This window comes from Lentilactobacillus hilgardii, from assembly GCF_009832765.1.
In the GTDB taxonomy this organism is placed as follows: Bacteria; Bacillota; Bacilli; order Lactobacillales; family Lactobacillaceae; genus Lentilactobacillus; species Lentilactobacillus hilgardii.
Window position 1 is genome coordinate 142,889 of sequence record NZ_CP047121.1, and the last position, 24,965, is coordinate 167,853.

A 24,965-nucleotide genomic window follows, 5' to 3' on the forward strand; every position below is an offset into this window, starting at 1 on the left:
CTGGAACAAAATTAAATTTTGTCCAACCTCATTTTGGGTTTCTATAGATTATTTATTCAAATAACCGCGCCAAATCCAGCCACCATGCTGGCCGTCTGCACTCTTAACGTGATAATAAATAGCGTAATGTCCGGAATTCTTCATATATAACTTTTCATGGGCGTCGGTGTACCAAGTGATGTCGGGCATATCCGAATTGTAACCGTAACGCATGCCAAGATGCTTGGAGTAACGGGCACCATCCGTTGTTTTGTAGGCATGACGGCCCATATTGCTCCGCCATACTAGTTTAACGGATTTGGAACGGCTGGCTGAATACTGTTTGCCGGATGGTCCCGGTACTTTAACAATTTCACCCGGTGTTGATGATGTTGAACCGCTCGTTGTCGAACTTGACGAGCTGGAAATTGAACTTGATGAACTTGATAAACTCGATGAACTTGATGAACTGCTGGAGCCGGTTGTTGGCGTCGACGTATCAGTTGTTGAGCCAGCTGTTGAATTCAAGTAAAAATCGTTGTTCATTTGGCTGACATCCATGTTTTGATTAATTGACGGGAATCGATAATCGGATGCCCATTGCCATGCGTTGGCAGAAGTATATTTACTGCCGGTTGGGTTATTTGGATAGTCTGCAATCCAACCATTATTGGAAGTGTTCGTATCAATGTGTACACCCAACCAACTTGCCATTGTGTATAGGTCGGTTTTATTATAGCCGGCCTGGTTAAGTGTTGCATCAAAGGCGGCCAGGTTGGCATCGTTTTGCGATTTGGAAACGCCTGCTAATTCTGATGATTCAAAATCGGCAACCATGACGACGTCTTTGGAGTTGGTAACAAGTTGAACTGCTTTAATAAAGTTTTGAGCTTCACTTTGAGCCTGATCGGTTGAGGTGAAGTGGACAAAATGGTAGAAGTTGACACTCAGGCCTGCCTGTTGTGCATATTGAACCTGTTGTGACAGGTAGGGATTCGTATAGTAGGTACCTTCGGTTGCTTTAATTGTCACGGCCTTAACACCGTTGCCAGCCATTGTTTGGTAATCAGCGGCAGTTAGGTTTCCCTGCCAGCTGGAAACATCGACCATATCGGTTTTTGGTAAAGTACTTGATGGGGACAAAGCAGCGTTTGCTGTTACAGAGGTTCCCAACAAGATTCCTCCGGCAATCATTCCAAGGATTGCCAATTTGGTTTTTTTATGATTAAATGTCATCTGATTCTCAACCCCTCATATTCGTTGTGTTCACTTGCGATACTAACATGAATACGGGGTTAACAAAAGCGAATTCACTTGTTGTTACTTCTTTTTCGATCAAGTGAAAAACTCCAGTAAATTGCTAGTAATATAACGGCTGCAAATGTAATAGTTGTTACATTGTTTGGCAACGTGCCGTTATGGACTGCCCAGGCAATCCAAATTAAAATGATTTGGAAAAACCAAGAGATAATTGATTGACCGGCAAATTTTTTTGTGAAGATATGCATTGTAAATTCCTCCTAAGAATTTTTGTGTTGTAATGGAAAGTATGATCGTTTGGGACTTATTCAGGGATGTCACCATTTTCAGGAATGTAATCGATAGAATCCGCAATTCGTTTTGGAATTGGAATTTGAGGATCAACGTGTGGATTATTGAGGTGAATTAAGTTATATGATTTCCTGTATTCACTGGGGGATAATCCTGTTGAGCTTTTGAAACGTCTCATAAATACTTTTGGATCATTAAAATATGAATTATAGGCAACCTGTTTAACCGGCATTTCTGTTCGGATTAGAAGCAAGGTAGCAACTTCTATTTTAATGTGGTTAAGGTACTGAAGTGTGGTCATACCTGTACAATGTTTAAAGAGTCGGGTTAAATAATCCGCGTTTAAACTGACATTATCGGCAATTTCCTCAACCGTTAACGTACTGGACATATTTGCCCGGATCCATTCTTTGATTGAATTAATTCGCGAGCTTTCTTTATTTGAATCCGGATGATTAAAGTAAGATTTATAGAGCTGAATTAAAAGAGCTGACACTAGATAATCCCGTTCTTCAATAAATGAAAGTTCGTTATGAATTGATAAAATCTGGTGAATTAAAATGGTGGCTTCTTCGTAGTCGGACAACTTGAATTGCATCGGTAAGAAAATCTTTCGCTTGGACTGTTTGTTTGTCTTGATCTCAGAAATCATTTGGTCTTCTTCGGATTCAAAAATGTCTTCCCGGTATTGAGAGAAAAAGTGTAACCAGTAAAAATCAACGTCATTCTTTGAATCTTGATAGCCGTACATTGTGGTGAATGGTGGAACAAACAAGACTTCATGGTCATTCAAAGTGACACGACGATCTCCGATTTGTAAATAAATGGGCCCTTTAATACATAGTATTAATTCGTAATCTCCTTTGTGATACATCCTGCGGTGCTTCCACGGCCCGTGCGCAAGAAATTCGCCACCCTTATAATAGAGAAGTGTTTTTGCGATATTAAATGTAGAGAACAACATTTCTATAGCCTCCGTTCTATGTCGGAAATGATCACCATAAGTACATAAATTTGTTCAAAAAAAGATTAAATCAATGAATGTCGGAAATCGTCACCAAAAGTATCAAACTTGATACAAAGCCCTTTGTGAAGTGCTATTTCAACCGAATAAAAATGACAACTAGTCGGAAACCATCACTTCTTTTGCTATTATAGACCTTTTTTTCTTCCTTGCAAACGCTTACTATAGAAATCGTAAATGAGATACAAATAAATATTCGGAGACAAAGGTCTGAAGATATTTATTACTCGCGAGTTGTATCGACTTTTCATTTATCGATTTTGTGCAATAAATTCCCAAATATTGTAAGCGTTTGTATTTATAACTAATTGGAGGTCAGAATCATGAGTTCAAATGCAAGTCATGTAGATTCAAATACGGCCAGTGCGCAGGCACTCTTGGCCAATGACACATTGCCATGGCACAGAAAAATTACCTATGGCTTTACGGATATGTCTGGTAACTTGCTTTACTGTATTATCAGTTCATACATGCTTTACTTCTTCACCAACGTCTTTGGTTTGACGGTTGGAACAGCCGGTGTCTTACTGTTGATCGGTCGTATCTTTGATGCGATTGGCGCACCGGTCATGGGAATTTTGGTTGACCACACCCATAGTAAATATGGTAAGAGTCGCCCATGGTTCCTCTGGATGTCCTTACCATTCGCTGTCTTTGTTTGGTTACTGTTCACTACCCCCGCTTTGAGCGGCACGGCTAAGATCATTTACGCCGGGGTAATGTATATCCTGGCTGACTTGTCTTATACCGCAATGTCAACCCCAATTACCTCCGTTCTGCCTAACTTGACTTCAAGTACCGACGGCCGAATGCAAGCCAACTCAGTTCGTTTGGTTCTTGGTAACGTTGGTAACTTCTTCGCCGTTACGTTCATCATTCCATTCGCCGGTCTCTTAGGCAATGGTAACCAACAACGTGGCTGGTCATTAGCAGTTGGTATTTACTCAATCGTTGCTTTGATTTTGCTCTTAATTGCCTTCTTCGATATGCGTGAAAAGAATATCGAATCTGAAAAAGTGATTACGATTAAAGAAAGTTTGAAAGCCACTAAGGGTAACTGGCCTTGGGTTCTGATCGTCGTTGCCAACTTGGCTTACTGGACCGCCTTTATCGTTCGTAACGCTTCGATGCCTTACTACTTCCAGTACAACATGGGGAGCACCGGTTTAATTTCATTCTTCAACGGCTTTACCATTATCCAGGTTATCGGTATGGCTTCGGTACCATTTTTTGTTAAGTACATGCACAAGTGGGGCACGACCGTCTTCATGCTGGCTTTGACCATGGTTGGTCAAGCTTGGATCGGTTTTGCCGGTGCCAACACCACGTCCGCTTTAATCGGCTGGTGTATTGCATGTATCGGTTCCGGTTCTGCCTGCACCATGTTCTTTGCCATGGTTGGTGACACGGTTGACTTCGGTGAATGGAAGACCGGCGTTCGTGCCAACGGTTTCTTAACGGCCATTGGTGCTTCATTCTGTATCCAAATGGGTTCCGGCTTCGGTTCATTTATCGCTTCCATGTTGTTGAAAGGCTTTGGCTTTAACGCTGCTGTTAAGACCCAAACTGCTTCAAGTCTTTCAGGTATCAGCTTTACCTTCGTTTGGGTTCCGGTTATCATTTACGCCATCAGTTTGATTTTGATGATTGTTTACCGTAAGTGGGAAAATCATGAACCAGTTGTTAAAGCCGACTTGGCAGAACGTCATGCGCAAGATGCCAAGGCTGCCACAGCCAACTAAGCAGTTGGTTGAATCACCATGCCTTTAATCAGTTTATTTAATCGATTTATCTAAACAGCTAATTACTAACTAATCACTGTATTTTCGAGAGGAAGGTCCATTTATGCAAGTCTATACCACGCCGAAGTTAAATAAAGTCAAGGTGACATCCGACTTTTGGAAACGCTATCGGGAGCTCGTCGTTAAAGAAGTCTTACCTTACCAATGGAAAGTTATGAACGACGAAGCCGACATTTCGATTGCCGAAGATCCACAAAACAACGGTCAGGACAAGAACAGTCACGCCGTTGCCAATTTGAAGATTGCCGCCGGTGAAATGACCGGCCATCACTATGGCTTCCCATTCCAGGACACGGATGTCTACAAGTGGTTGGAAGCAGCTGCCTATTCGTTTGGCTACCATCCCAACCCGGATTTAAAGCAGATTACCGACAACCTGATTGATTTGATTGCCAAGGCTCAAGATGATGACGGCTATCTGTCAACCTATTTCCAAATCGATGCCCCGGAACGTAAATTCAAGCGTCTCCAACAATCACATGAATTATATACGATGGGTCATTACATTGAAGCCGGTGTGGCTTATTACAACGCCACCGGTAATGAAAAAGCTTTGGACATTGCTAAACGTATGGCCAACTGTATCGATAACCACTTTGGCCTTGAAGAAGGCAAAATCCCCGGCTATGATGGTCATCCCGAAATTGAATTGGCTTTGTCACGGTTGTATGAAGTCACCCAGGACAAGAAGTATCTTGACTTGGCCCACTACTTCCTCACCCAACGGGGTCAGGATCCGGCCTTCTTTGAAAAGCAGATCAAGGCCGATGGCGACAGCACTGACCGTGATTTAATTCCCGGCATGCGTGACTTTACCCGTGAATATTACTTGGCCGCAGAACCCATTAAGGACCAAAAGGTCCCTCATGGTCACGCGGTTCGGGTGGTCTACCTTTGCACCGGCATGGCCTACGTTGCTCGTTATACAGGTGATAAAGATTTACTGGCTGCCTGTGATCGCTTCTGGAACGATATTGTTAAGCGCCAGATGTACATCACCGGTAACATTGGCCAAACCACCACTGGTGAAGCCTTCACGTATGATTATGATTTACCCAACGATACGGATTACGGTGAAACCTGTGCCTCAGTCGGCATGTCCTTCTTTGCCCGTCAAATGTTGAACATCCATGCCAAGGGCGAGTACGCCGATGTGCTGGAAAAGGAACTCTTCAACGGCGCTTTAAGTGGGATGTCATTGGATGGCAAGCACTTCTTCTACGTTAACCCGTTGGAAGCCGATCCGGCTGCCAGCAAGGGTAACCCCGGCAAGTCCCATGTCTTGACGCATCGGGCTGACTGGTTTGGTTGCGCCTGCTGCCCGGCCAACCTGGCGCGTCTGATTGCTTCGGTTGATGAATATCTCTATACCGAAAAGGGTGACACCATTTTGTCCCATCAATTCATCGCCAACGATGCCGAATTCGATGACGGCATCCAGGTTTCCCAAACCAACCACTTCCCATGGAGCGGTGATATCCACTACGAGATTCAAAATCCCAACCAGGCCGCCTTTAAGTTTGGCATTCGGATTCCCAGCTGGTCTGCCAGTTACGAATTAAACGTGGATGGTGCTGCCAAGACCTTACCGGTTAAGGATGGTTTCATTTATCTCGATGTTGACGGCCAGTCATTAACCATTGATCTCAAGTTGGACATGAGTACCAAGATTATGCGGGCCAACAACCGGGTCAGCCATGACTTCGGCAAGGTTGCCGTTCAACGTGGTCCGGTGGTTTACGCCGCTGAACAAGCCGACAACCAAGCACCGCTTTGGTTATACCAGGTTTCACCGGATGCCCAGACAGACTATCACTTTGATGAGAAGTTATTGGACGGCGTTGGGGTCATCAAGGTGGCTGCCAAACGTGAGAAGCTTAATGCCGACGATGCTGATCTGTATACCGAAGCTAAACCGGCGGATACGGAAACGGTTGACCTGACCATGGTGCCATACTATGCCTGGGCTAACCGTCAGGACGGCCAAATGAGGGTTTGGTTGAATAGATAAGTTTATTCAATTAATGATGATGACTTTTAACGAAGGAGAATTGGAACCGAGTTCTGGTTCTCCTTTTGTTTGAAAGAAGATGTAAGCGCACTCTAGCGGAATGATTGCTGTATGGAATAAGCTCGATTTAAAAATATCGAAAGTAATTGAAACTTATTTCACCCCATGTTACACTATCCGAGTTATCGAAATGAATAGGTAAACGTTATTTCTGACATAGCGTTAATCGAAACCCCATTCGATACTATTCGTGATAATAATGCGCCCCGGTAGTTGTTATTTATATGACAATTACCGGGGCCTTTTTGGCTCTGAAAGTGATTGCAGAAAAATGTAAGTCATTATGAAAACATATAGAAACACCCTAATGTACATATTTTGAAAATGTTTTGTAATAATCCTTAATTGACTTTCATAATCGTTTATACTATTGATGAGATTGCGAAGAGGTGAGAGACCTTCGCGGAATTGATTGGAGGAATTGATATATGAAAAGTCGATCAGGATTGATGGCATTTTCGATTTTAATGCTGTCGCTATTGCCTATGTCTACAGGTGCCAGTGCTGCGACAATTCCCGGTTTAATGAAGCAGTTTCCGGGCTTAGCGATTGAAACAGCAGAACTAACGGTAACTATTCCGTCATTTACAATGGCTTTGTTAATCGTTATTAGCAGTTTTTTAGTAAAACGAATTGGTACAAAGAAAATAGTCATTTCTGGAACCGCAATAACAGCGATTGGCGCTATTATGTCAATGCTTTCACCAAACATGACTGTTTTGCTGATTGCCCGCGCGTTAATGGGTGCAGGAATTGGTCTGTTCAATACACTTTGCATTAGTTTAATCGACCTGCTTTATCATGGTCAGCAACGTGAAAGGCTACTTGGTTTTCAAAATACGTTTCAGGGACTTGGCGCAGCCGGTGGGGCCTTAATTGTTGGAATCATTTTAATATATTCAAAATGGAATGTGGCATTTGCATTTTATCTGATTGCAATCCCAATATTAATTTTATATCTATTATTTGTGCCAGAGGTTCGTTATGATAATGCACAATTTGATACTATTGAAGGTCAAGACAGGCTATCTAAATTTGCTAAACTTCAGTTCGGTTACTATTGGGTTGTTTTGTTTATGGTGATGGTTTTCTATATGACCGTTAATGTTAAGATTCCAAGTTATATTTTGAATAATCATTTTGGATCCTTATCAATTGGCTCCAGCGCGGTTGTCATCATGTCCGTCGGAACAATCGTTGGCGGTATGATTTATGGCAATATTGAAATGGTTTTTAGAAAATTGACATTATTTCTGGCTGTCCTAATTGAAGCTGTCAGTGTCATTGTGATCAGTACGGCAACCAATGCCATTGCTTGTTTTGTGGGTGGTTTTGGAGTGGGATTCGCATTTGGCTTGTTTATCCCCTTTATCTTTTCGAAGGGACTTTCACTTGTCCCCAAAAGGTACGGTAATGATGCGACAACCGTATTAATGATTGCAACAAACGGTGCCAATTTTTTAAGTCCATATATTAGTAAAGCAATTAATTTTGGTGGGACTGATCAAAGCTTATTTATGATTTCCGGCGTTATTGCTGCAGGAATTTCTATAATTGAACTAATTAAATCATTAAGTGCGGACCACTTTAGAATTTCCAGTCAAAGGGTTTAATGGAAGGGATCTTTTGGTGCGAGGATAGAGTCAGCTCTCATATCTGAATTGGGTCATACTGACGGGGATTAGATGATAGACTAAATAATTTCTATTTTTAAGTAAAAACTACTTGTATTTTAGTAAAATGTAAGGTATCCTTTATTTGTTGAAGCGCTTTCAAAAAATTTAATGAGGTGACTTTACTTTGAAGCGAAAATTATTTAATGAGCAAATTAAGGATAATCCATTACGTAGTAAGGCCGATGTCAAGGCTGCATTGACAGATATTTTGGCGCCGGCAATGACTGTATTGGCACAGCAAAAGCAAAAAGGCCGTTTCAGAATGAGTGATAGCGGTGCAGTTTACATTCAAGAAAAGACAGAAATTGAAGGGTTTATGCGTCTCCTGTGGGGATTGGGACCATTTTTTAGTGATAAAAAGCGAATCTACGAGTATCCGCAATGGTACGAATTGGTCACTCAAGGTATCTTGGCAGGTGTCGATCCCAAAGATCCTGATTATTGGGGTGGCGATTTAGGAGACTATGACCAGTTGTTCGTTGAAATGGGCGCTTTAACCGCCTTCCTATACGAAACCAAGGAGACTTTTTGGGAGTCACTTTCCCATCAAAAGCAACAGCAAATTGTTGATTGGATGGACCAGGTAAATCATAAAGTGATTCCTAAGACCAATTGGCTATTCTTCCGAGCAATGGTCAACAAGTTTATTACAGATTCCGGTTATCACGACAATTCGACATTAATTGCAGATGATTACGCCATTACTAATCAACATTATCTTGGTCATGGTTGGTCGTATGATGGTTACAAGAATCAAATTGACAATTATATTCCCTTCGCTTACCAGTTCTTTACAATTTTGACGGTTGGCTTGGCTGATTGGAAAGGCGACCAGGCAGAGCTGCTTCGTAAACGAGCCACTGCTTTTGTGCCAAGTTATGCTAACTGGTTTGCGGCTGATGGTGCTGCATTACCATATGGACGAAGCTTAGATTATCGGTTTGCTCAAGCTGCTTTTTGGGCAGCGAGTGCCTATGCCCATATTGACCTTCCGGAGGGTTATACATTGGGTGATATTAAGCATTTATTACTGAATAACCTTCGCTGGTGGTTTAAACAGAATATCTTTACAACTGACGGTTTGATTCCAATTGGCTATTCATATCCCAACATGGTCTTTGCGGAGGGCTATAATGGGCCTGCATCGGCATATTGGGCACTTAAAACGTTTATTTTCTTTGCATTACCTGATGATGATCCATTCTGGACGACTCCCGAAAACGATGAATTTAAATTTGAACCGGTTAAAAAGCAGCCTGAACCACGAATGTTGGTTTGCCACAGCAAGCATGGACTGGAAGTTCAGTCATTTACGGCTGGACAACATTCTCATGAACATGCAAATGGTGAAGCAAAATATGAAAAATATGTTTACTCAACAACATTTGGCTTCAGTACGCCAAAGGGTTCTGTTCTTCTTAAACAAGGGGCTTTTGATAATACTTTAGCCGTTGCTGAATCAGAAGATTGGTGGCAGACTGCCTTTAAGTATGAGGATTATGCGATTCATGATGACTATGTTTATTCGGATTGGAAGCCATGGGACGATGTTGAAATTAAAAATTATGTTGTACCGGCTATGCCTTGGCATGTTCGAATCCATCAGATTGATACCAATCGTCAGATTCACGTTGCTGAAGGAAGCTTTTCGGCACCGGATTATGGAAAGTCTTATCAAAAACAATTGCCAACAAAGGTAGAAAACGCCATTTTCTATCAAACGGAGGTAGGGATTACCGGTATTGTGGGTCTTTCCAAAGAATTGACGGCTGAGTTATCTGAGCCGGAACCAAATACCAACATTTATTTTCCTAAGACAAAGATTCCACTGCAGACAGGTGTTTTAAACCCTGGAAAATACACACTGGTATCGCTTTATTTAGGAGACCGAGAACTTGACAGCTTGGATGATAATGGTCAATTAGTGATTCCTAAAGTAAAACTTAATAATAACAAAGTATCGATTATTTTTAAGGATCATACTGTCAGTGTTGAATTGAAAGAATTCTAATATAAATCTTCATTTTTAAGGAGGGGCTTGGACAAAAAATATTTCGTCCAGTCTCTTTTTTTGTTGATTTATGGAGGCTAACTTGGCCGTTTATTGTTTATTTGTTAATTTTTACCCAAAAAATGATGAGCCTTAGTCCTTATCGTTTATCAAACCTTCGGGTAGTGGTAAACTAAAACAGTATATTATGATGAAAGTAAGTTGAACTGAACCTAGTAAAATTTACGCAAAAAATCTTAAAATTTAGTACGTTAATAGGTGATAGTAATGACAACGATTAAAGATGTTGCGAATGAGGCCGGCGTTTCAATCTCTACGGTTTCGCGGATCTTAAACTTTGATGATACCTTATCCGTTGGGGAAGATACACGGCGACGGGTCTTAGAAGTTGCAGAAAAACTACAGTACAAAAAACGTAACAAGCGGGCGCCTAAATTAGGAAAGCAAATTGCAATTGTTCAATGGCATACTGATAAAGAGGAACTTTCCGATCTATATTATCTTCAAATTCAGTATGGAATTGAAAATAAAGCAGCTAGTTTGGGTGCTTCTATCGAGCGGGTTACATATGAGTCAATCGATAAGAATCGGATTAAGAACTTTGACGGCATTATTGCCATTGGGAAGTTTGATACTACCGAAGTCACCCAATTGAAGTCTTATGGGTTGCCGGTTATTTGTATTGGAGAGAACTACCTTGGATATAATTTAGATTGTATTCGTAGTGATTTCGAAACGCCGGTTAGAAAGATTATTGATCGGTTTATTCGAAATGGGATTGATGATATTGGTATGATTGCCGGTAAGGAACTTACCGTCACTGAAAAACAAGGCGTCCGTGATCCCCGAGTGGCAACCTTTAATCAATATTTAAAGAGTAAAGGGCTTTATAATGATAAATTTGTTTATCAAGGCCCATTTGGACCGGAATCCGGTTTTAATTTAATGACTAAAGCTATTAATGAACTTGGAGAGGCACTGCCCCATGGATTCATGGTTGGGAGCGATTCAATGGCCGTTGGTGTACTCCGCGCTTTGCAGCAGCATCATATCGATGTACCAAATCGCGTAAGCTTGATCAGCTTTAATGATGTGGCAATCGCTAAATATACCAGTCCGGCACTGACAACTGTTCATGTGCATACTGAATTGATGGGTGAACGAGCAATTGAAATGTTATTGGAACGGGTTAAAAATCCCAAAAAGATTCCGGAATTGATTATTATTGGAACTGAGTTGATGGAACGGGAAAGTAGTATTTAAAAATAAGGGGATTTGTTTTTATTTCGCATTTTAACCTGTTAATGCTTATGATTAAAAAGACGAGGGCAAAGAATATTTTTGCTTTCGTCTTTTGTTGTTTTTTGAAATGAATTGAGTGGCTCGTTTCCAGTGATTAGAGGCTAACTAATCAATTAATCGATTAAATTCGTTTTGTGTAATAGGAAGTACTGTTCCATGTCGTGCCCGGCTTGGCATATGATAAGCGTCAGTTGGTAATCTATTGAATCGGCCACTTGTGAGATCCGTCGTTTCCAATGGATAATAACCTCCCTTAGCGTAATTGTCGACTAATAAAAGCCACTTTTTCTTTCCAATTAACGGATAGCAGGTAGGACCTTCTACGCCTAAATTATCTGTTAAAGTAGGTGATAAGATCTCGGTCGGCTTTGCTTCCAACGAGTTTAACTGGTCTTCAATGATGTATTTTTCTGCTTCGTTTTTAGTGAATCGAAAATAACGGTTATTATTTTTGATGATTGTTGTGTCAATCGCACTAAAAGGACGATCAATATAAATTTTAGGAGATGAGAAGTGCGAAAAGTCGGATGTGTGGGCACAATAAATTCTTTGTTTGGCATAGTTATCGACCGCCGTTTTAGAAGCCCAATAAACCAGGAAGTCTTCTGTTTGTGAGGCATAGGTAGCTTCTGGTGCCCACACACATCCGAAATTTTTAGGTGCCACCGGAATTAATTTCGGCGCAGACCAGTTGATTAGGTTGGATGATTTCCAAACTAATAGTGAGGTACTGCCGCTTCGTTGCGCGTTGTACCAATCGTTATTGCCGTGAATCTTAAGATCGGTTGCCAGAATGTAGTAGTTGTTGTTTTTAGGGTCCTTGATGATGAATGGATCTCGAATACCCTTAGTACCCAAGTTTGAGTAAAGGATTGGGTGATTATGGTTTAAATCATGCCAATTTAAACCGTCCTCACTTAATGCCATATAAATATTTTCACCATCTTCGTATTTTTCACCTGCAAAGTAGACAAACAGGTAGCGGTTGGGCAAAGATTCGTCCATAGTTAAATATCCCTTCTTTAAAAAACATAAAGTTAACGCTTACAATATAATTTAAAGATAAATAGTAAAAATGTCAACGATTCATTTTGTTTTTAGTAAATTAAATTAACGAGATAACGTTATTTTGTTTAGAAATAGACAATGAAAACCAGTATTTTTAATGATTTAAAATTAGTCAGAAGTCTTGTTGCTTAAGGGATAATGATAAATCCAAGAAATTCGAAGAAGAAACTTTACTAAAAAACATTGATTATTTTTCTTAAAATAGTAAAATTAAGATGTAAGAAAAGAAAGCGCTTGCGTAAAAATAATATTGAGAAGATAAAGAGCAACTTAATGGAGGACTTATAAATATGGAAAAAGGACTATTATACCCCGTCATCAATAACTACCGCTCTGATGAAAAAATGGATGGACTCTGGAATTTTAAGTTTGATCCTGCATATGAGGGTGAAAGCAAGGGATGGCAAAATGGTTTTAACGACGGTGTTAAAATGCCAGTACCTGCAAGCTTTAATGATTTTTTCACCGACAAAGACGCCCGTGAATATACGGGTGACTTCTGGTATTCTAAAACCTTTTTTGTGCCAGAATATTTTGAAGGCAGAGACGTGCAAATTCGTTTTGGTGCTGCGACTCATCGGGCAGTTGTCTATGTAAACGGACAGGAGATCCGTAGTCATGAAGGTGGCTTTTTACCATTTACTGCAGAAGTTACAAATGCAGTCAAATTTGGTGAAGAAAATATTGTTTCGGTTAAAATTAATAACGAGCTTCATCGGGATGCATTACCAGCAGGTGATACGGCAACGTTGAAAAACGGTAAAAAGATGGCTAAACCGTTCTTCGATTTTTATAATTATTCAGGGTTAAATCGAAGTGTTCATTTATTAACCGTACCAAAAAATGGTATTTATGATTATTCGACAAGCTATGAAGTTGGGGATGCAGAAGCAACTGTGCATTATTCTATTCAAGCAGATTCCGGAGATGACGTTAAGGTCAGTTTAATCAATGAGGACGATCAAATTGTCGCAACTGGTGAAGGCAACACCGGTGATTTGAAAGTTGATCATCCAAATTTGTGGAATGTTCGAGATGCGTATCTTTACACAATTAAATTTGAGTTAATGAACGACGGTAAAATCGTTGATGAGTATGCAGACCAAATTGGATTGAGAACCATTGAGATCAAAGGACATGAAATCCTCGTAAACCATAAATCTGTTTATTTACGCGGATTTGGTCGACATGAAGACAGTATTTACGCTGGCCGTGGTTTCGATTTAAATGTTGAACGTCGAGATATGAATCTAATGAAATGGATTGGTGCCAACTCGTTTAGAAGTTCTCATTATCCATATGATGAGCAGGTATATAAATTTGCTGATCGTGAAGGCATTTTGGTCATTGATGAGGTGCCGGCTGTCGGATTTAAGATGGCTGCTGCAAGTTTCTTGGGCGGTTTAAATCAATCATTTTTTGATGGTGATTGGACACACGAACTATATAAAAAGCATCTTGACCAAATTATCGATATGATTAAGCGAGATAAGAATCACCCAAGTGTTCTTGCATGGAGTCTATTTAATGAGCCGGATACATCCAATGAATCAGCTGTTCCGTATTTTGAGAAACTATTTGCAGCAACTGCAGACCTGGATCCGGAAAAGCGACCACGCACGTTTACACTGAATGAAGACGATACTTATGAGACGTCAAAATGCCTTAAATTCCCCGATTTTTATCTGTTAAATCGTTACCCTGGTTGGTATCATAAATGGGGATATGAAATTTCCGACGGCGAAGCGGGATTGCGTGCTGAACTTGATGAGTGGCAAAAATCAGATATTGATAAACCAATTGTCTTCTCGGAATATGGTGCAGATACTGAACCGGGTCTTCACAAACTGCCTTCAATTATGTGGAGTGAAGAGTATCAAATTGAATTATTGGAAATGTTTGATAGGGTCTTTGATTCATATGATTTTATCCGTGGAGAACAGCCATGGAATTTGGCTGACTTCCAGACCGTTGAAGGTAATATGAGGGTTAACGGAAATAAAAAAGGTATCTTCACACGAGATCGTCAGCCAAAGGCGGCTGCTTTCTATTTGAAGAAACGATGGACTAAATTACCATTAAATTATAAAGCCGGTAAGTAAAGAGAAGTGCCAAAGATTTTAGAAAACGCTGTAATCTATCTTGAATAATCTGGGTGGATTGGGGCGCTTTTTTCGAAAGCGACATCAATGAATGTCGTTTTTGACGTTCATTAATTGATAAGGAGGATTATCATGAACGAAACTAATTTTATTATTGACGGAGATAAATTAGACTTAAACGCTTTAAATGCCAATACCTTTAAGGGGTTTGGATATATTAGTTGTAATAACTCATCACGGTTATTACTGGATTATAAATGGGAGCATCGTGATAGTTATGATCAGATTTTGACCATCTTATTTGGTGGTCGTCATCCTCTAATGAGACTGTTAAAAGTTGAAATGGGAATTGATGCCAATACATCTTCCGGAACGGAACCGGCGACAATGAGAAGTCTTGATGATGAGGCAAATGTCCGTCGAGGAGCAGGGTTTCAATTAATTGCCGATGCAAAAAAGATTCAACCGGAATTAAAAACTGCAATCCTGCGGTGGGGAGAACCGGGTTTCCTGAGAAAAAAATGGGCTAAAGTTAAAACAAATAATCCGGATAATAACGTTTCGGAAAAAGTCTATGAAGATATGTATCAGTGGTACAAGAAAACCATCGTGGCAGCTTATGAAACATATGGTTATCTCATTGATTATGTTGATCCAGATAGAAATGAAACAAAACATCCAATGTATAACTGGATTAAGTGGTTTGCAGATCGAATTTCAAACGATCAATCAGGGTTTCCGAATGGGTTTCCGATTCAGCAATATCAACAGATTAAAATGATTGCGGCTGATCAAAATTACGAGCGGGACTTTGGCGATCAAATGATTGCTGATAAAGCACTTAGAGTTAGAGTACCTGCAGTTGGCTTTCATTATAATACGGATGATAGTCGGAATAAGTCATTTACTAAATTGGCTGATGACTACCACCATGAAGTTTGGTACAGTGAGGGAATTGCCCCGATGACTTTTGGAAAGTATCGCGTAAAGGCCAGCAATGGTGATGGTATAGGCGGTGTTCAAAGCGGTCTGGATGTTGCAAACCGATTGATTAAAAGCTATGTGAATTCTCGTCGAAGTTTGTATCTGTTTCAGCCGGCTGTTTCCGCTTATTATCCCGGTGTCAATTACAGTCATAAGGAATTAATTGCGGCCAGCCGTCCATGGTCCGGATTCTTTGATGTCGATAATGTCGGAATGCAATGCATGAAGCACTTTACTGATTTTGCCAAAGCCGGTTGGGATGATGAAAATGCTTGGCGGTACTTAACGAGTGCGTGTGACAGCGGTATCGGTGGAACGGAAAACCTGGACCATCATACGGAAGCTCCAAGCTACATGACTTTGGTATCCCCGGATAGGAGAAACTACTCCGTTATCTTTGTAAATGATAGCGCTCAACCGCGGACTTATCATTTGTCTATAAAAAACATTGGCAGCCGGGCTAATCAGCCGCTGGACATATGGGAAAGTATTGGTCCCGAGAACTCGTCGGATGCTTATGACAGTCGAATGAAACGAATTCGGGAAACAATTGTCCCAATTGATCATAAAGCAAGCATATTTGTTCAACCACATTCGATGGTAACGGCAACAACCCTTGATTTAAAACATGATGAAGATGTCATTTATCACCGAATTGAGAGCCTTCATAATGATCAGGTACTTGAAGACGGCAGCGATATTTTATATACAGACGATTTTCAGTATAGGGATTATCCAAGCGATTACCTGGCATCAAGAGGAAACACACCTCGTTATACAGCTGACCAGGGTGGTGCGTTCGAAATTGTTCAACGACACGGGAAGAATGTCTTGCAGCAAATGATTTCGGAAAAATATCGAGCTTTGGATTGGGAGTATTCTTTTGCACCGAGTTTAACAGTTGGTGATGATCATTGGCGGGACTACGAGGTAGCCGTTTCAATGAAGTTTGATGATCATACATGGCAAAATTCACCAACTGGAAACTATTTCGGAATTGGTTTGCGGGAATTAACCGACGTTAAAGGGCGATTGGAGAGTGCACCATACGTCTTTAAGGTATCGATTGATGGCGCATGTCAGCTTATTAAAGAAGATAAGGTCGTTGGCCTGGCTTATGTCGATGGACTCGATCTTTCCGCTGAACATCAGATTAAATTCTCAGCGGACGGCAACCATTTACTTGCTGAATTTGACGGGAAAAAAGTTTTTGATTTCGTAGATACCGATAATCCAAAGTTCAGTGGTCGAGTGAAGTTGGGAAGTGGTTATTATCATACCCGTATCAATAAGATTATGATTAAAAAGATAGCTGATCATCCAGTAATTAGTTATCGTTTGGACAATTTAGATGATGCGCTGAACTATAGTGGCAATTGGACCCACGTTTGCGGCCTTGGCAACACAAAATGGAATCGGACGCTTTCTCACGGAGAGGCTGATGGAGAAAAGACGCCTAAGTTGAGGTTCTCGTTTAATGGAACGGGATTCTCATTGATTGGACGTCAGGAGTCACCATCCAGGTTAAAACTGATCGTTGATGGTCAGGTGATTGATTGGAACTATCAACCACAGATTGGTGCTGATCGAACAGAGAATACAAAGATTTTGGGGTTACAATCAGAGACTCACCAGGTTGAGATTTCAGTTGAAAGTGGCAATTATACACTAGATGCAGTAGACCTCATCGACTAAAATAGTTATTAAAATACGATGTGGTGTCCACCGTAACAGGATTGATACGTGTTACGGTGGACACCACACTTTTGCTTAATGACTGGATTTATAGGTACGGATCTTTGGTGGAATATAAGTTGTCATGAAAGAATAGATTTCCTCCAATGAAGATGAAAAGAGCAATTTGTCATGATCAGTTTGAGTTAAGAAGTCGCTTGTCACCATTTTATCAAACATGGTTTTTAGTGAGTCGTAGTAACCGGCAACATTATAAAAAACGCATGGATTAGGATTATTTCCTAAGCGAGCCCACGAAAAGGCCTGCGACATCTCTTCAAGTGTCCCAATACCGCCTGGTAATGCAATACAACCATCAGAAAGTATCATCATTTGTTCTTTTCGTTCGGACATATCTTTGACAACGGTTAAGTCTGATAGCTTAGCCAGTTCGACTAGTTCCGCACCCCTGTCAACGAGTTCTTGAGGCATAATGCCATGAACCCGACCACCCCGCTTAATAACCTGTTTGGAAATTGTTCCCATCAGGCCGATACCACCGCCACCATAAATAAGTTCAAGATGATGATCGACCAGCCAATTTCCAAGTCTAATGGCAGCCTGTGTGTAAATAGGATCATTACCTGTTGACGCACCACAATATACTGCAACTTTTTTCATTCTTAACTCTCTTTTCTTTTAAGTGAATTTAAGCGATAAACATATTATATCCTAAGTGTCCATTTATCAACCGTCGGTGTTTATTTTCTCAGGTTGTTTTATAATTAATTAAATTCAATAGTTTAGAGGAGTGATGACTTGGATAAGCGAGTGAAAAAATTGCAGGCAACAATTCAAGAGTTGGGATTAGACGCATTTTTAATCACTAACGAATTTAGCTTAAAATATTTAAGCGGATTTGATGGTCTTGATGGTGATGGCTGTTTAGTGGTCACACCAAACCAAGTGACATTGATCACGGATGCCAGATATCAAGAGGCTTTGGAGCAGTCATTGCCTAAAGATGTCAGTTTGGAAATTACCCGGGATTATTATCAAATTGCGAAAAAGGTTTTAGATGATGAAGCCTATCGAAAAGTTGGTTTTGAAACCTCGGTAAGTTATGAATTATATAGGACATTATATCAGTTATTCGGTGATCAATTAGTTCCGGAAAATAATATTGTTGAGAAACAGCGGGAAGTTAAAGACGCAAATGAGGTTTCCGTTTTGAAAAAGTCTACATTGCTTGCAAGTGAGGGATTCTCGGCCCTTGTGAATTACGTCAGAGTTGGTTTGACAGAGCGTCAAATTTCCAATTGGTTGAATAATTGGATGTTGGAAAACGGCGCTGAAAAGCCAAGTTTTGACACAATTGTAGCTAGTGGCTACCGATCCGCACTGCCACACGGTTCGGCTTCCAATAAAAAGCTGCAGCGTGGTGAAGTTGTGACTGTAGATTTTGGCTACTATGTTGATGGATACACGTCTGATATTACTAGGACAATTGCGCTGGGGGATCCAGGGGATGAACTAAAAAATGTTTATAACATTGTACATGAAGCTCAAGAAAGAATGTTTAAGACTATCAAACCAGGGGCTGATGGACAAGAAGTCGATGCAGCCGGCCGCGATTACATTCAGCAACAAGGTTTTGGTAACTACTATAATCATGGAAGCGGGCACGGTATTGGATTAGATATCCACGAGGGGCCCAATTTTGGTCCCCGTTGGAAATCAAATGTCATAGAGGAAAATAATGTGATGACCGTTGAACCGGGAATATATCTTCCCGGAAAAGGTGGTGTTCGGATTGAAGATGATTTGCTCATTACGAAAAATGGTTACGAGCAAATCACAACAGCTGATCGGGATTTGATTATTCTGTAATTAAGATTCAAGTTAAAATAAGTTGACGCAATGAGAATTGGCGGTACAATATAAACAATCTATTTATCCGACTGTGATTGAATGAGTAGTTGGTCTTCTTTTATATAGAGAGCTGTCTAATTGGTGAAAGGGCGGTCAAAAGAGCTAACGAATATGGTTCAGGAGTCGATTGATGCCGAATTTTTATGAGGCTGTCGTGGTTGGCTCATTATCGCCTATAGTTATGAAAGTAACTAAGTGAGGGAATTTCCGTGAGGAAGTTCTAAATGAGGGTGGTACCGCGACTTGATCGGCCCTAATATAAAGCTAATTGTAGACAAAACCAGCTTGTGGAGACAGGCTGGCTTTTTTATTTGATTAGTTCTTTTGGTGACAGTCCGGATGTATTTTATATTTTATAATTTGTTGGTAGTTTGCTATTTTTGAAAGGAAGTTTTTTATGAAGTCAAGTAAACGTACAAAAGGATTGTCTGTTGAGGCAGTCGTCGCAACCGGGGTCGGAATTGCCATTGTGTTTTTGTTAAAGAGGTTCTTGCCAATTCCAACGGGAGTTCCTAATACAACGATTGATTTGGGCGAGGCGTTTATTGGATTCTTGGGAGCGGTATTTGGTCCGGCAGTCGGCGCATTGGTTGCGTTTTTTGCACATTTATTTAATGATCTTTCATGGGGTGATCCTTGGTGGACATGGATTGTTGCTGATGCAATCTTTGGATTTTTGATTGGATTTAGTCGCAACTTTTTGAAGTTACGGACTGAACCGCTTACCAAGAAAAAGTTGATTCAATTTAATTTATTACAGATTGTTGCAAATATTATTTGCTGGGGAATTATTGCCCCACTTGGTGATATTTTGGTATACTCACAACCAGCTGGGAAAGTGTTTTTACAAGGAGCAACGGCAACAATCACAGATATTCTGTCGGTTGGAATTGTTGGCACACTGCTTATCTCTGCCTATGCTAAAACGCAAGTTCAGAAAAAAAGACTCACAAAGGATTAAATGATGCGTGAACAACCGATTATTCAATTTTCAGATGTTTCCTTTCAATATCAAAGTCAAGAGGAAGCAACATTACACAATATTAATTTATCTATTCACAGGGGAGAAAAGGTTTTTATTACAGGACCTTCCGGATCTGGGAAGTCAACACTTGGAAACATTATTAACGGTGTGATTCCTGAAGAATTCCCCGGTAAATTAACAGGTAAAATAACGATTAACGGCCAGTCTCAAAAGGACCTGGATCTAACCGACCTGTCTTTTATTGTAGGGACGGTTCTTCAAGATCCGGATTCGCAGTTCGTCGGCTTGACAGTTGCAGAGGATGTTGCCTTTGCCTTAGAGAACGATGCCAAGCCCGTTGATGAACTACATCAAAAAGTGGCTGAATGGGCGCAGAGGTTAAATCTGGGGCCTTTATTGGGAAAACATCCACAAGATCTGTCAGGCGGACAAAAGCAACGGGTTTCTCTAGCCGGCGTTTTAGTCGACAACGAACCGATTCTATTGCTCGATGAACCGCTTGCAAATTTAGATCCAGCGTCCGGACGCGACTCGATGAAACTATTGAATTGGCTTGTGGCACAGCAGAATCTAACGGTGATTATTATTGACCATCGAATTGAGGAAGTTTTGCAAATTCCGATTGATAGGATGATTGTATTGGCAGAAGGCCGTGTGATCGCAGATGACACACCAGACGGGATTCTTCAGCAGAATTTATTACTGAAGAACGGGTTGAGGGAACCGCTTTATGTCACTGCTTTAAAGGATTCGGGAATTAATGTTAGTCAAGTGACGCATTTAAGTGATCTTACCAATCTTAAGCTGAGTCGGGATGATTATCATAAGTTGGTGACGTGGGTCAAACAACAAAAGCTTCCTGATAAACCCGTTTCTTTGTTACCAATAATCTCGCTTAAAAATATGTCGTTTGCGTATCCAAATGAGGCAGCTATTTTTAAAGCGTTTAATTTAACGATTAACCGAGGTGAAATGGTAGCGCTAGTAGGTAAAAACGGTACTGGGAAAACAACGTTGATTAACTTAATTACCGGGTTTTTAAAGCCTCAAAATGGTGATTTGTTTTTTGGCAAAGAAAATATCAGTCACGATTCAGTTAAGCAGCGTGCTGACCGAATCGGCTATGTTTTGCAAGATCCTAATCAAATGATTTCCAAGACAATGATCTATGATGAAGTTGCGCTTGGACTTCAACTTCGAGGAATGAATTCGGAAACTATAAAGAAACGGGTTTTCGATACGTTAAAAATTACCGGGCTTTATCCGTATCGAAACTGGCCGATTTCGGCATTGAGTTTTGGACAGAAAAAACGGGTTACCATCGCGTCTGTTCTAGTATTACAGCCTGAGGTCCTAATATTGGATGAACCGACAGCCGGGCAAGACTTGGCTCACTATTCACAAATGATGACCTTCTTGGAAGAACTTAATCATAGTCAAGGCACAACGGTTATCATGGTGACTCATGATATGAATCTAATGATGGCCTATGCAAATAGGACCATTGTTTTGGATAAGGGCGGTGTTTTGGCAGATGCATCACCAGCAAAAGTGTTAACAGACAAGGATATCATTGAGAAAGCCCATCTGGCGCAATTAAGTTTACAAGTATTGGCAGAAAAGGCACAAGTTTCTGATCCAATTGAATTTGCTGAAAAGTTCATTTCATATGAGAGGAGACAAGCCAGTGGTAAATCAACAGTTGTCTTATGATGTCAGTGGGACACAAAAGGGTCATTGGGTGACTCGTTTAACCGGAATGACAAAGATCTTGGTATTACTCAGTTTGTCTATCATTGGAATGGTTAGCTACGATACGTGGTACTTGGTAGCACTAACTATTTTTGCCATTACTTTTTATCAATCGGCACATTTAAGGTGGCATCAGGTACGGGGGTTGTTATATGCTATTGCGGCATTTACCGCACTTAATTTGGTGCTGGTCTATGTTTTTAATCCTGCATATGGTTCTCAAATATACGGCACCAGCCATGTGCTGGTAGGCCATGGCTTTTTCGTATTAACGTGGGAAGAGTTATTCTATCTGTTGAACATGCTGTTAAAATATGTATTCATCGTGCCGCTAATCCTAGCCTTTTTATTTACGACAAACCCGTCTGAATTGGCTTCTGGAATGAATCGTATCGGTTTTTCATATAAGATCAGTTATGCGGTTGAATTATCGTTAAGATATATTCCCGATGTGATTAGAGACTTTAAACAAATCAGTTTGGCTCAGCAGGCACGTGGCTTGGAAATGTCTAGGAAAGCCGGTATGTGGAAACGTTTAAAACGTAGTACGCAAATTTTAATTCCGCTGGTATTTTCGTCAATGGATAAAATTGAAGTCACAACCAGGGCGATGAAATTACGGCGGTTTGGAACAAACAAGCACCGAACATGGTATATGACACAAAAGTTGGCCAAAATAGATTATCTCATTTTGATTGTAACAGTGGTTCTAATTATGATTGGCATTGGTTTATTTTGGGTAGATGGTGGCAGGTTCTATAATCCGTTCAGATAAAACGTATGCGAGTCCAGATTATGATAGTAACCGAAACCTTGATTTCAATGTTGAGTAAGGAAGTGACCGTGCATGACTGTTACAATCGGTATCGCAAGCAACCACCTGATTCACCCGACAAAGCGTTGGGGAACCAATTATGTGGATTATGTGCAGCGTGATTTTGTTGATGGCGTTCGATGGGCAAATGCAGTACCTCTGATTATTCCGTTAACGGAACCCAAGGATGCTAAAGTTTACGTTGAAAAAGTAGATGGTCTTTTATTAACTGGCGGTCAGGATGTGACTTCTCTTCTGTATGGTGAAGCACCACTGATACAATCCGGTGAAACAGATCGTTACCGTGATGAATTTGAAATTGCTTTGGTCAAGGAGGCGGTGCGGGTTCACAAACCTGTTTTAGGCATTTGTCGCGGTCAGCAAGTTATTAACGTTGCATTTGGTGGTTCACTCTACCAAGATATTCAATCACAGTTGGGTAATTCTACAAAACATGAGCAGTACCCAACCTCATGGGAAATTCCGACCCATTATATTAATACAATTGCCCATTCCTGGCTAAATGATCTGTTAGGTGATCGATTTGCTGTGAACAGTTTTCACCATCAGGCTATTCACAAATTAGCAACCGGATTAACAGTTATTGCAACAAGTGACGATGGGATTATTGAAGGTATTCAGTCAAATGACGGTCAGGTAATTGGTGTCCAGTTTCATCCAGAAATGATGATTCGTTCGTATCCAACGTTTAGGAAGATCTTTGCGTATTTTGCAAAATTGGTTGAAACAGTTGAGTAACAATAATGAATCTATGGTTGGCCCTTCGCTTAACTGTAAGTTCATTATTTTTTTGTTGCCAAATTGTTATATAATTATCTAGATCAGATCAACAAAGGAGCTCGTATTTAATGCCAAGTAGACCAAAAGTCAGTACATCGGATGAGTATATTAAAATGGCGGCACCGGATACCCAGCCGATTTTACAAAAATTACGCACCTTGATTCATCAAGAACTGCCGAATGCAGAAGAAAAGATTCTATATAACATGCCCTTCTTCATTTTTAACAATAAAAAAATTGGAATTGCGGCTTATAAAGCACATGTTAGTTTACAAATTTCGGATGATTTAAGTTCGGAAGTGGTAAAGCTTGCTAGAAAGTTAGGCTTTGAAACCGGTCAGAAGCGTTTGAATATCGGTTTGGATCAACAAGTTCCGGAAGAGCTGGTATTAAAGATTTTACAAATGATTGAAGCCTGATGAATGAAAGGGATGGCGAGTTTTGCGAAATTTAAAAGTCAGGGGCATTGTACTTGCGGTGGCTGGTCCTTTGCTTTGGGGCGTATCCGGAACGACAGCTCAAGCATTATTCACTCATGCTGACGTTAGTTCAAATTGGCTGGTATCGGTTCGAATGTTGATTTCCGGAATATTATTGGTACTATATGGCTTGTTGACAGACCGCAAACAGAATTTAATGATTTGGCATCATTGGCGGGACGCTTTATACTTACTATTTTTTAGTTTTGTTGGCATGGCAGCTTCACAGTATACATACTTTAAAGCGATTGATTACGGAAATGCCGCAACGGCTACGATTCTTCAGTTTCTATCTCCTGCCATTATCATTATCTATTTGGCATTGAGTACCCGGAGCTGGCCCAGAAGAATCGATATTTTATCATTGGTAATGGCACTAACGGGAACTATTTTATTAGTGACGCATGGGCAACTAACGACATTGGCAATTCCTGCGAGAGGCTTTTCATGGGGGTTACTGACGGCAATGAGTGCAACTTTATATACACTGTTGCCTCGTAAATTATTGGGGAAGTATGGCTCTATACCGGTTGTTGGTTGGTCGATGTTGATTGGTGGGATTGCCTTTAGTATCTACTATCGGGTTTGGACGCACATGCCCGACTTTAATTTAGCTACCTATGGCAGAATCGGGTTTGTGGTTATTTTTGGAACAATGTTTGCCTATTTGTTTTTTCTGGGAAGTTTGCAGTTTATTACCGCAACAACTGCCAGTGTGCTCGGTTGCTTTGAGCCGTTATCGGCAACTTTTTTATCGATTGTTTTTCTGGGCGTTCAGTTTGGTATTCCAGAAACGATTGGCGCAATTTTAATTATCGGAACCGTTTTTGTGCAATCCTGGGCAACGATGAAGGGAACGTTACACGCACGGGAAACCTGAAAGTCGGGATAATCGCATGTAAATGGGACTAGACGATTATGCCATTCGATAATAGTTAAGACGCAAAAAGGAGACAGC

General features: G+C 40.6%; 19 protein-coding genes. 14 read left to right on the top strand and 5 right to left on the bottom strand.

Annotation, left to right across the window (positions count from 1 at the left end; translation table 11 throughout):
• Window positions 1–48 precede the first annotated feature (48 nt).
• The 3 genes from GQR93_RS00690 to GQR93_RS00700 all read right to left on the bottom strand — a co-directional run bounded on the left by GQR93_RS00690 (window position 49) and on the right by GQR93_RS00700 (window position 2,494).
• The gene (locus GQR93_RS00690) at window positions 49–1,215 is read right to left on the bottom strand and encodes a GH25 family lysozyme (RefSeq protein WP_003551280.1); all 1,167 of its coding nucleotides are present in this window, start codon (window positions 1,213–1,215) and stop codon (window positions 49–51) included.
• 74 nt (window positions 1,216–1,289) lie between these two features.
• Window positions 1,290–1,487: a hypothetical protein gene (locus GQR93_RS00695; protein ID WP_003551282.1), complete on the bottom strand. Its 198-nt coding sequence runs from the start codon at window positions 1,485–1,487 to the stop codon at window positions 1,290–1,292.
• A gap of 56 nt (window positions 1,488–1,543) precedes the next feature.
• Window positions 1,544–2,494, bottom strand: coding sequence for a helix-turn-helix domain-containing protein (locus GQR93_RS00700; RefSeq protein ID WP_159298615.1), 951 nt, complete (start codon window positions 2,492–2,494; stop codon window positions 1,544–1,546).
• A 383-nt stretch (window positions 2,495–2,877) separates the two neighbouring features.
• Between GQR93_RS00700 and GQR93_RS00705 the strand changes: the two genes are divergently transcribed.
• The 5 genes from GQR93_RS00705 (at window position 2,878) to GQR93_RS00725 (ending at window position 11,377) form a co-directional block, all read left to right on the top strand.
• A complete protein-coding gene (locus tag GQR93_RS00705) occupies window positions 2,878–4,296 on the top strand; it encodes an MFS transporter (RefSeq protein WP_003555072.1) in 1,419 nt (472 codons plus the stop codon).
• Window positions 4,297–4,399: 103 nt separating this feature from the next.
• Entirely contained in the window at window positions 4,400–6,367 is a 1,968-nt protein-coding gene (locus tag GQR93_RS00710) for a glycoside hydrolase family 127 protein (RefSeq protein WP_159298616.1), read from the top strand.
• 488 nt (window positions 6,368–6,855) lie between these two features.
• A complete protein-coding gene (locus tag GQR93_RS00715) occupies window positions 6,856–8,040 on the top strand; it encodes an MFS transporter (RefSeq protein ID WP_050757939.1) in 1,185 nt (394 codons plus the stop codon).
• A 187-nt stretch (window positions 8,041–8,227) separates the two neighbouring features.
• Window positions 8,228–10,114, top strand: a complete 1,887-nt coding sequence (locus GQR93_RS00720; protein ID WP_003551291.1) for a DUF2264 domain-containing protein — start codon at window positions 8,228–8,230, stop codon at window positions 10,112–10,114.
• Between the two features lie 267 nt (window positions 10,115–10,381).
• Window positions 10,382–11,377: a LacI family DNA-binding transcriptional regulator gene (locus tag GQR93_RS00725; protein ID WP_003551293.1), complete on the top strand. Its 996-nt coding sequence runs from the start codon at window positions 10,382–10,384 to the stop codon at window positions 11,375–11,377.
• 144 nt (window positions 11,378–11,521) lie between these two features.
• On the opposite strand, the gene GQR93_RS00730 is transcribed toward GQR93_RS00725, so the two are convergent.
• Window positions 11,522–12,421: a glycoside hydrolase family 43 protein gene (locus GQR93_RS00730; protein ID WP_003551295.1), complete on the bottom strand. Its 900-nt coding sequence runs from the start codon at window positions 12,419–12,421 to the stop codon at window positions 11,522–11,524.
• Between the two features lie 353 nt (window positions 12,422–12,774).
• On the opposite strand from GQR93_RS00730, the gene uidA reads away from it, so the two are divergent.
• Window positions 12,775–14,586: a beta-glucuronidase gene (gene uidA, locus GQR93_RS00735; protein ID WP_003551297.1), complete on the top strand. Its 1,812-nt coding sequence runs from the start codon at window positions 12,775–12,777 to the stop codon at window positions 14,584–14,586.
• 132 nt (window positions 14,587–14,718) lie between these two features.
• The gene (locus tag GQR93_RS00740) at window positions 14,719–17,265 is read left to right on the top strand and encodes a glycoside hydrolase family 30 protein (protein WP_003551299.1); all 2,547 of its coding nucleotides are present in this window, start codon (window positions 14,719–14,721) and stop codon (window positions 17,263–17,265) included.
• Between the two features lie 75 nt (window positions 17,266–17,340).
• On the opposite strand, the gene GQR93_RS00745 is transcribed toward GQR93_RS00740, so the two are convergent.
• Entirely contained in the window at window positions 17,341–17,925 is a 585-nt protein-coding gene (locus GQR93_RS00745) for an LOG family protein (RefSeq protein ID WP_003551301.1), read from the bottom strand.
• A 138-nt stretch (window positions 17,926–18,063) separates the two neighbouring features.
• On the opposite strand from GQR93_RS00745, the gene GQR93_RS00750 reads away from it, so the two are divergent.
• The 7 genes from GQR93_RS00750 to GQR93_RS00780 all read left to right on the top strand — a co-directional run bounded on the left by GQR93_RS00750 (window position 18,064) and on the right by GQR93_RS00780 (window position 24,887).
• Window positions 18,064–19,134, top strand: coding sequence for a M24 family metallopeptidase (locus GQR93_RS00750; protein ID WP_035444209.1), 1,071 nt, complete (start codon window positions 18,064–18,066; stop codon window positions 19,132–19,134).
• A gap of 439 nt (window positions 19,135–19,573) precedes the next feature.
• Window positions 19,574–20,137 carry an ECF-type riboflavin transporter substrate-binding protein gene (locus tag GQR93_RS00755; protein WP_003551305.1) on the top strand — a complete coding sequence of 188 codons (564 nt, stop codon included), beginning with the start codon at window positions 19,574–19,576 and terminating at the stop codon, window positions 20,135–20,137.
• Window positions 20,138–21,874 carry an ABC transporter ATP-binding protein gene (locus GQR93_RS00760; protein WP_003551307.1) on the top strand — a complete coding sequence of 579 codons (1,737 nt, stop codon included), beginning with the start codon at window positions 20,138–20,140 and terminating at the stop codon, window positions 21,872–21,874.
• Window positions 21,831–22,688: an energy-coupling factor transporter transmembrane component T family protein gene (locus GQR93_RS00765; protein WP_003551309.1), complete on the top strand. Its 858-nt coding sequence runs from the start codon at window positions 21,831–21,833 to the stop codon at window positions 22,686–22,688. Before GQR93_RS00760 ends, GQR93_RS00765 begins: the two co-directional genes overlap by 44 nt.
• A gap of 72 nt (window positions 22,689–22,760) precedes the next feature.
• Entirely contained in the window at window positions 22,761–23,486 is a 726-nt protein-coding gene (locus tag GQR93_RS00770) for a gamma-glutamyl-gamma-aminobutyrate hydrolase family protein (RefSeq protein ID WP_003551311.1), read from the top strand.
• 110 nt (window positions 23,487–23,596) lie between these two features.
• Complete coding sequence (locus GQR93_RS00775; RefSeq protein WP_003551313.1) at window positions 23,597–23,947, top strand: iron chaperone; 351 nt, start codon at window positions 23,597–23,599, stop codon at window positions 23,945–23,947.
• 22 nt (window positions 23,948–23,969) lie between these two features.
• Window positions 23,970–24,887, top strand: a complete 918-nt coding sequence (locus GQR93_RS00780) for a DMT family transporter (protein WP_003551315.1) — start codon at window positions 23,970–23,972, stop codon at window positions 24,885–24,887.
• Window positions 24,888–24,965: the final 78 nt, after the last annotated feature.

Excerpts from the sequence above, each read along its gene's own strand:
- GQR93_RS00690 (WP_003551280.1), bottom strand. The coding sequence starts at position 1,215 with ATGACATTTAATCATAAAAAAACCAAATTGGCAATCCTTGGAATGATT.
- GQR93_RS00695 (WP_003551282.1), bottom strand. The coding sequence starts at position 1,487 with ATGCATATCTTCACAAAAAAATTTGCCGGTCAATCAATTATCTCTTGG.
- GQR93_RS00700 (WP_159298615.1), bottom strand. The coding sequence starts at position 2,494 with ATGTTGTTCTCTACATTTAATATCGCAAAAACACTTCTCTATTATAAG.
- GQR93_RS00705 (WP_003555072.1), top strand. The coding sequence starts at position 2,878 with ATGAGTTCAAATGCAAGTCATGTAGATTCAAATACGGCCAGTGCGCAG.
- GQR93_RS00710 (WP_159298616.1), top strand. The coding sequence starts at position 4,400 with ATGCAAGTCTATACCACGCCGAAGTTAAATAAAGTCAAGGTGACATCC.
- GQR93_RS00715 (WP_050757939.1), top strand. The coding sequence starts at position 6,856 with ATGAAAAGTCGATCAGGATTGATGGCATTTTCGATTTTAATGCTGTCG.
- GQR93_RS00725 (WP_003551293.1), top strand. The coding sequence starts at position 10,382 with ATGACAACGATTAAAGATGTTGCGAATGAGGCCGGCGTTTCAATCTCT.
- GQR93_RS00730 (WP_003551295.1), bottom strand. The coding sequence starts at position 12,421 with ATGGACGAATCTTTGCCCAACCGCTACCTGTTTGTCTACTTTGCAGGT.
- uidA (WP_003551297.1), top strand. The coding sequence starts at position 12,775 with ATGGAAAAAGGACTATTATACCCCGTCATCAATAACTACCGCTCTGAT.
- GQR93_RS00740 (WP_003551299.1), top strand. The coding sequence starts at position 14,719 with ATGAACGAAACTAATTTTATTATTGACGGAGATAAATTAGACTTAAAC.
- GQR93_RS00745 (WP_003551301.1), bottom strand. The coding sequence starts at position 17,925 with ATGAAAAAAGTTGCAGTATATTGTGGTGCGTCAACAGGTAATGATCCT.
- GQR93_RS00755 (WP_003551305.1), top strand. The coding sequence starts at position 19,574 with ATGAAGTCAAGTAAACGTACAAAAGGATTGTCTGTTGAGGCAGTCGTC.
- GQR93_RS00760 (WP_003551307.1), top strand. The coding sequence starts at position 20,138 with ATGATGCGTGAACAACCGATTATTCAATTTTCAGATGTTTCCTTTCAA.
- GQR93_RS00765 (WP_003551309.1), top strand. The coding sequence starts at position 21,831 with ATGAGAGGAGACAAGCCAGTGGTAAATCAACAGTTGTCTTATGATGTC.
- GQR93_RS00770 (WP_003551311.1), top strand. The coding sequence starts at position 22,761 with ATGACTGTTACAATCGGTATCGCAAGCAACCACCTGATTCACCCGACA.
- GQR93_RS00775 (WP_003551313.1), top strand. The coding sequence starts at position 23,597 with ATGCCAAGTAGACCAAAAGTCAGTACATCGGATGAGTATATTAAAATG.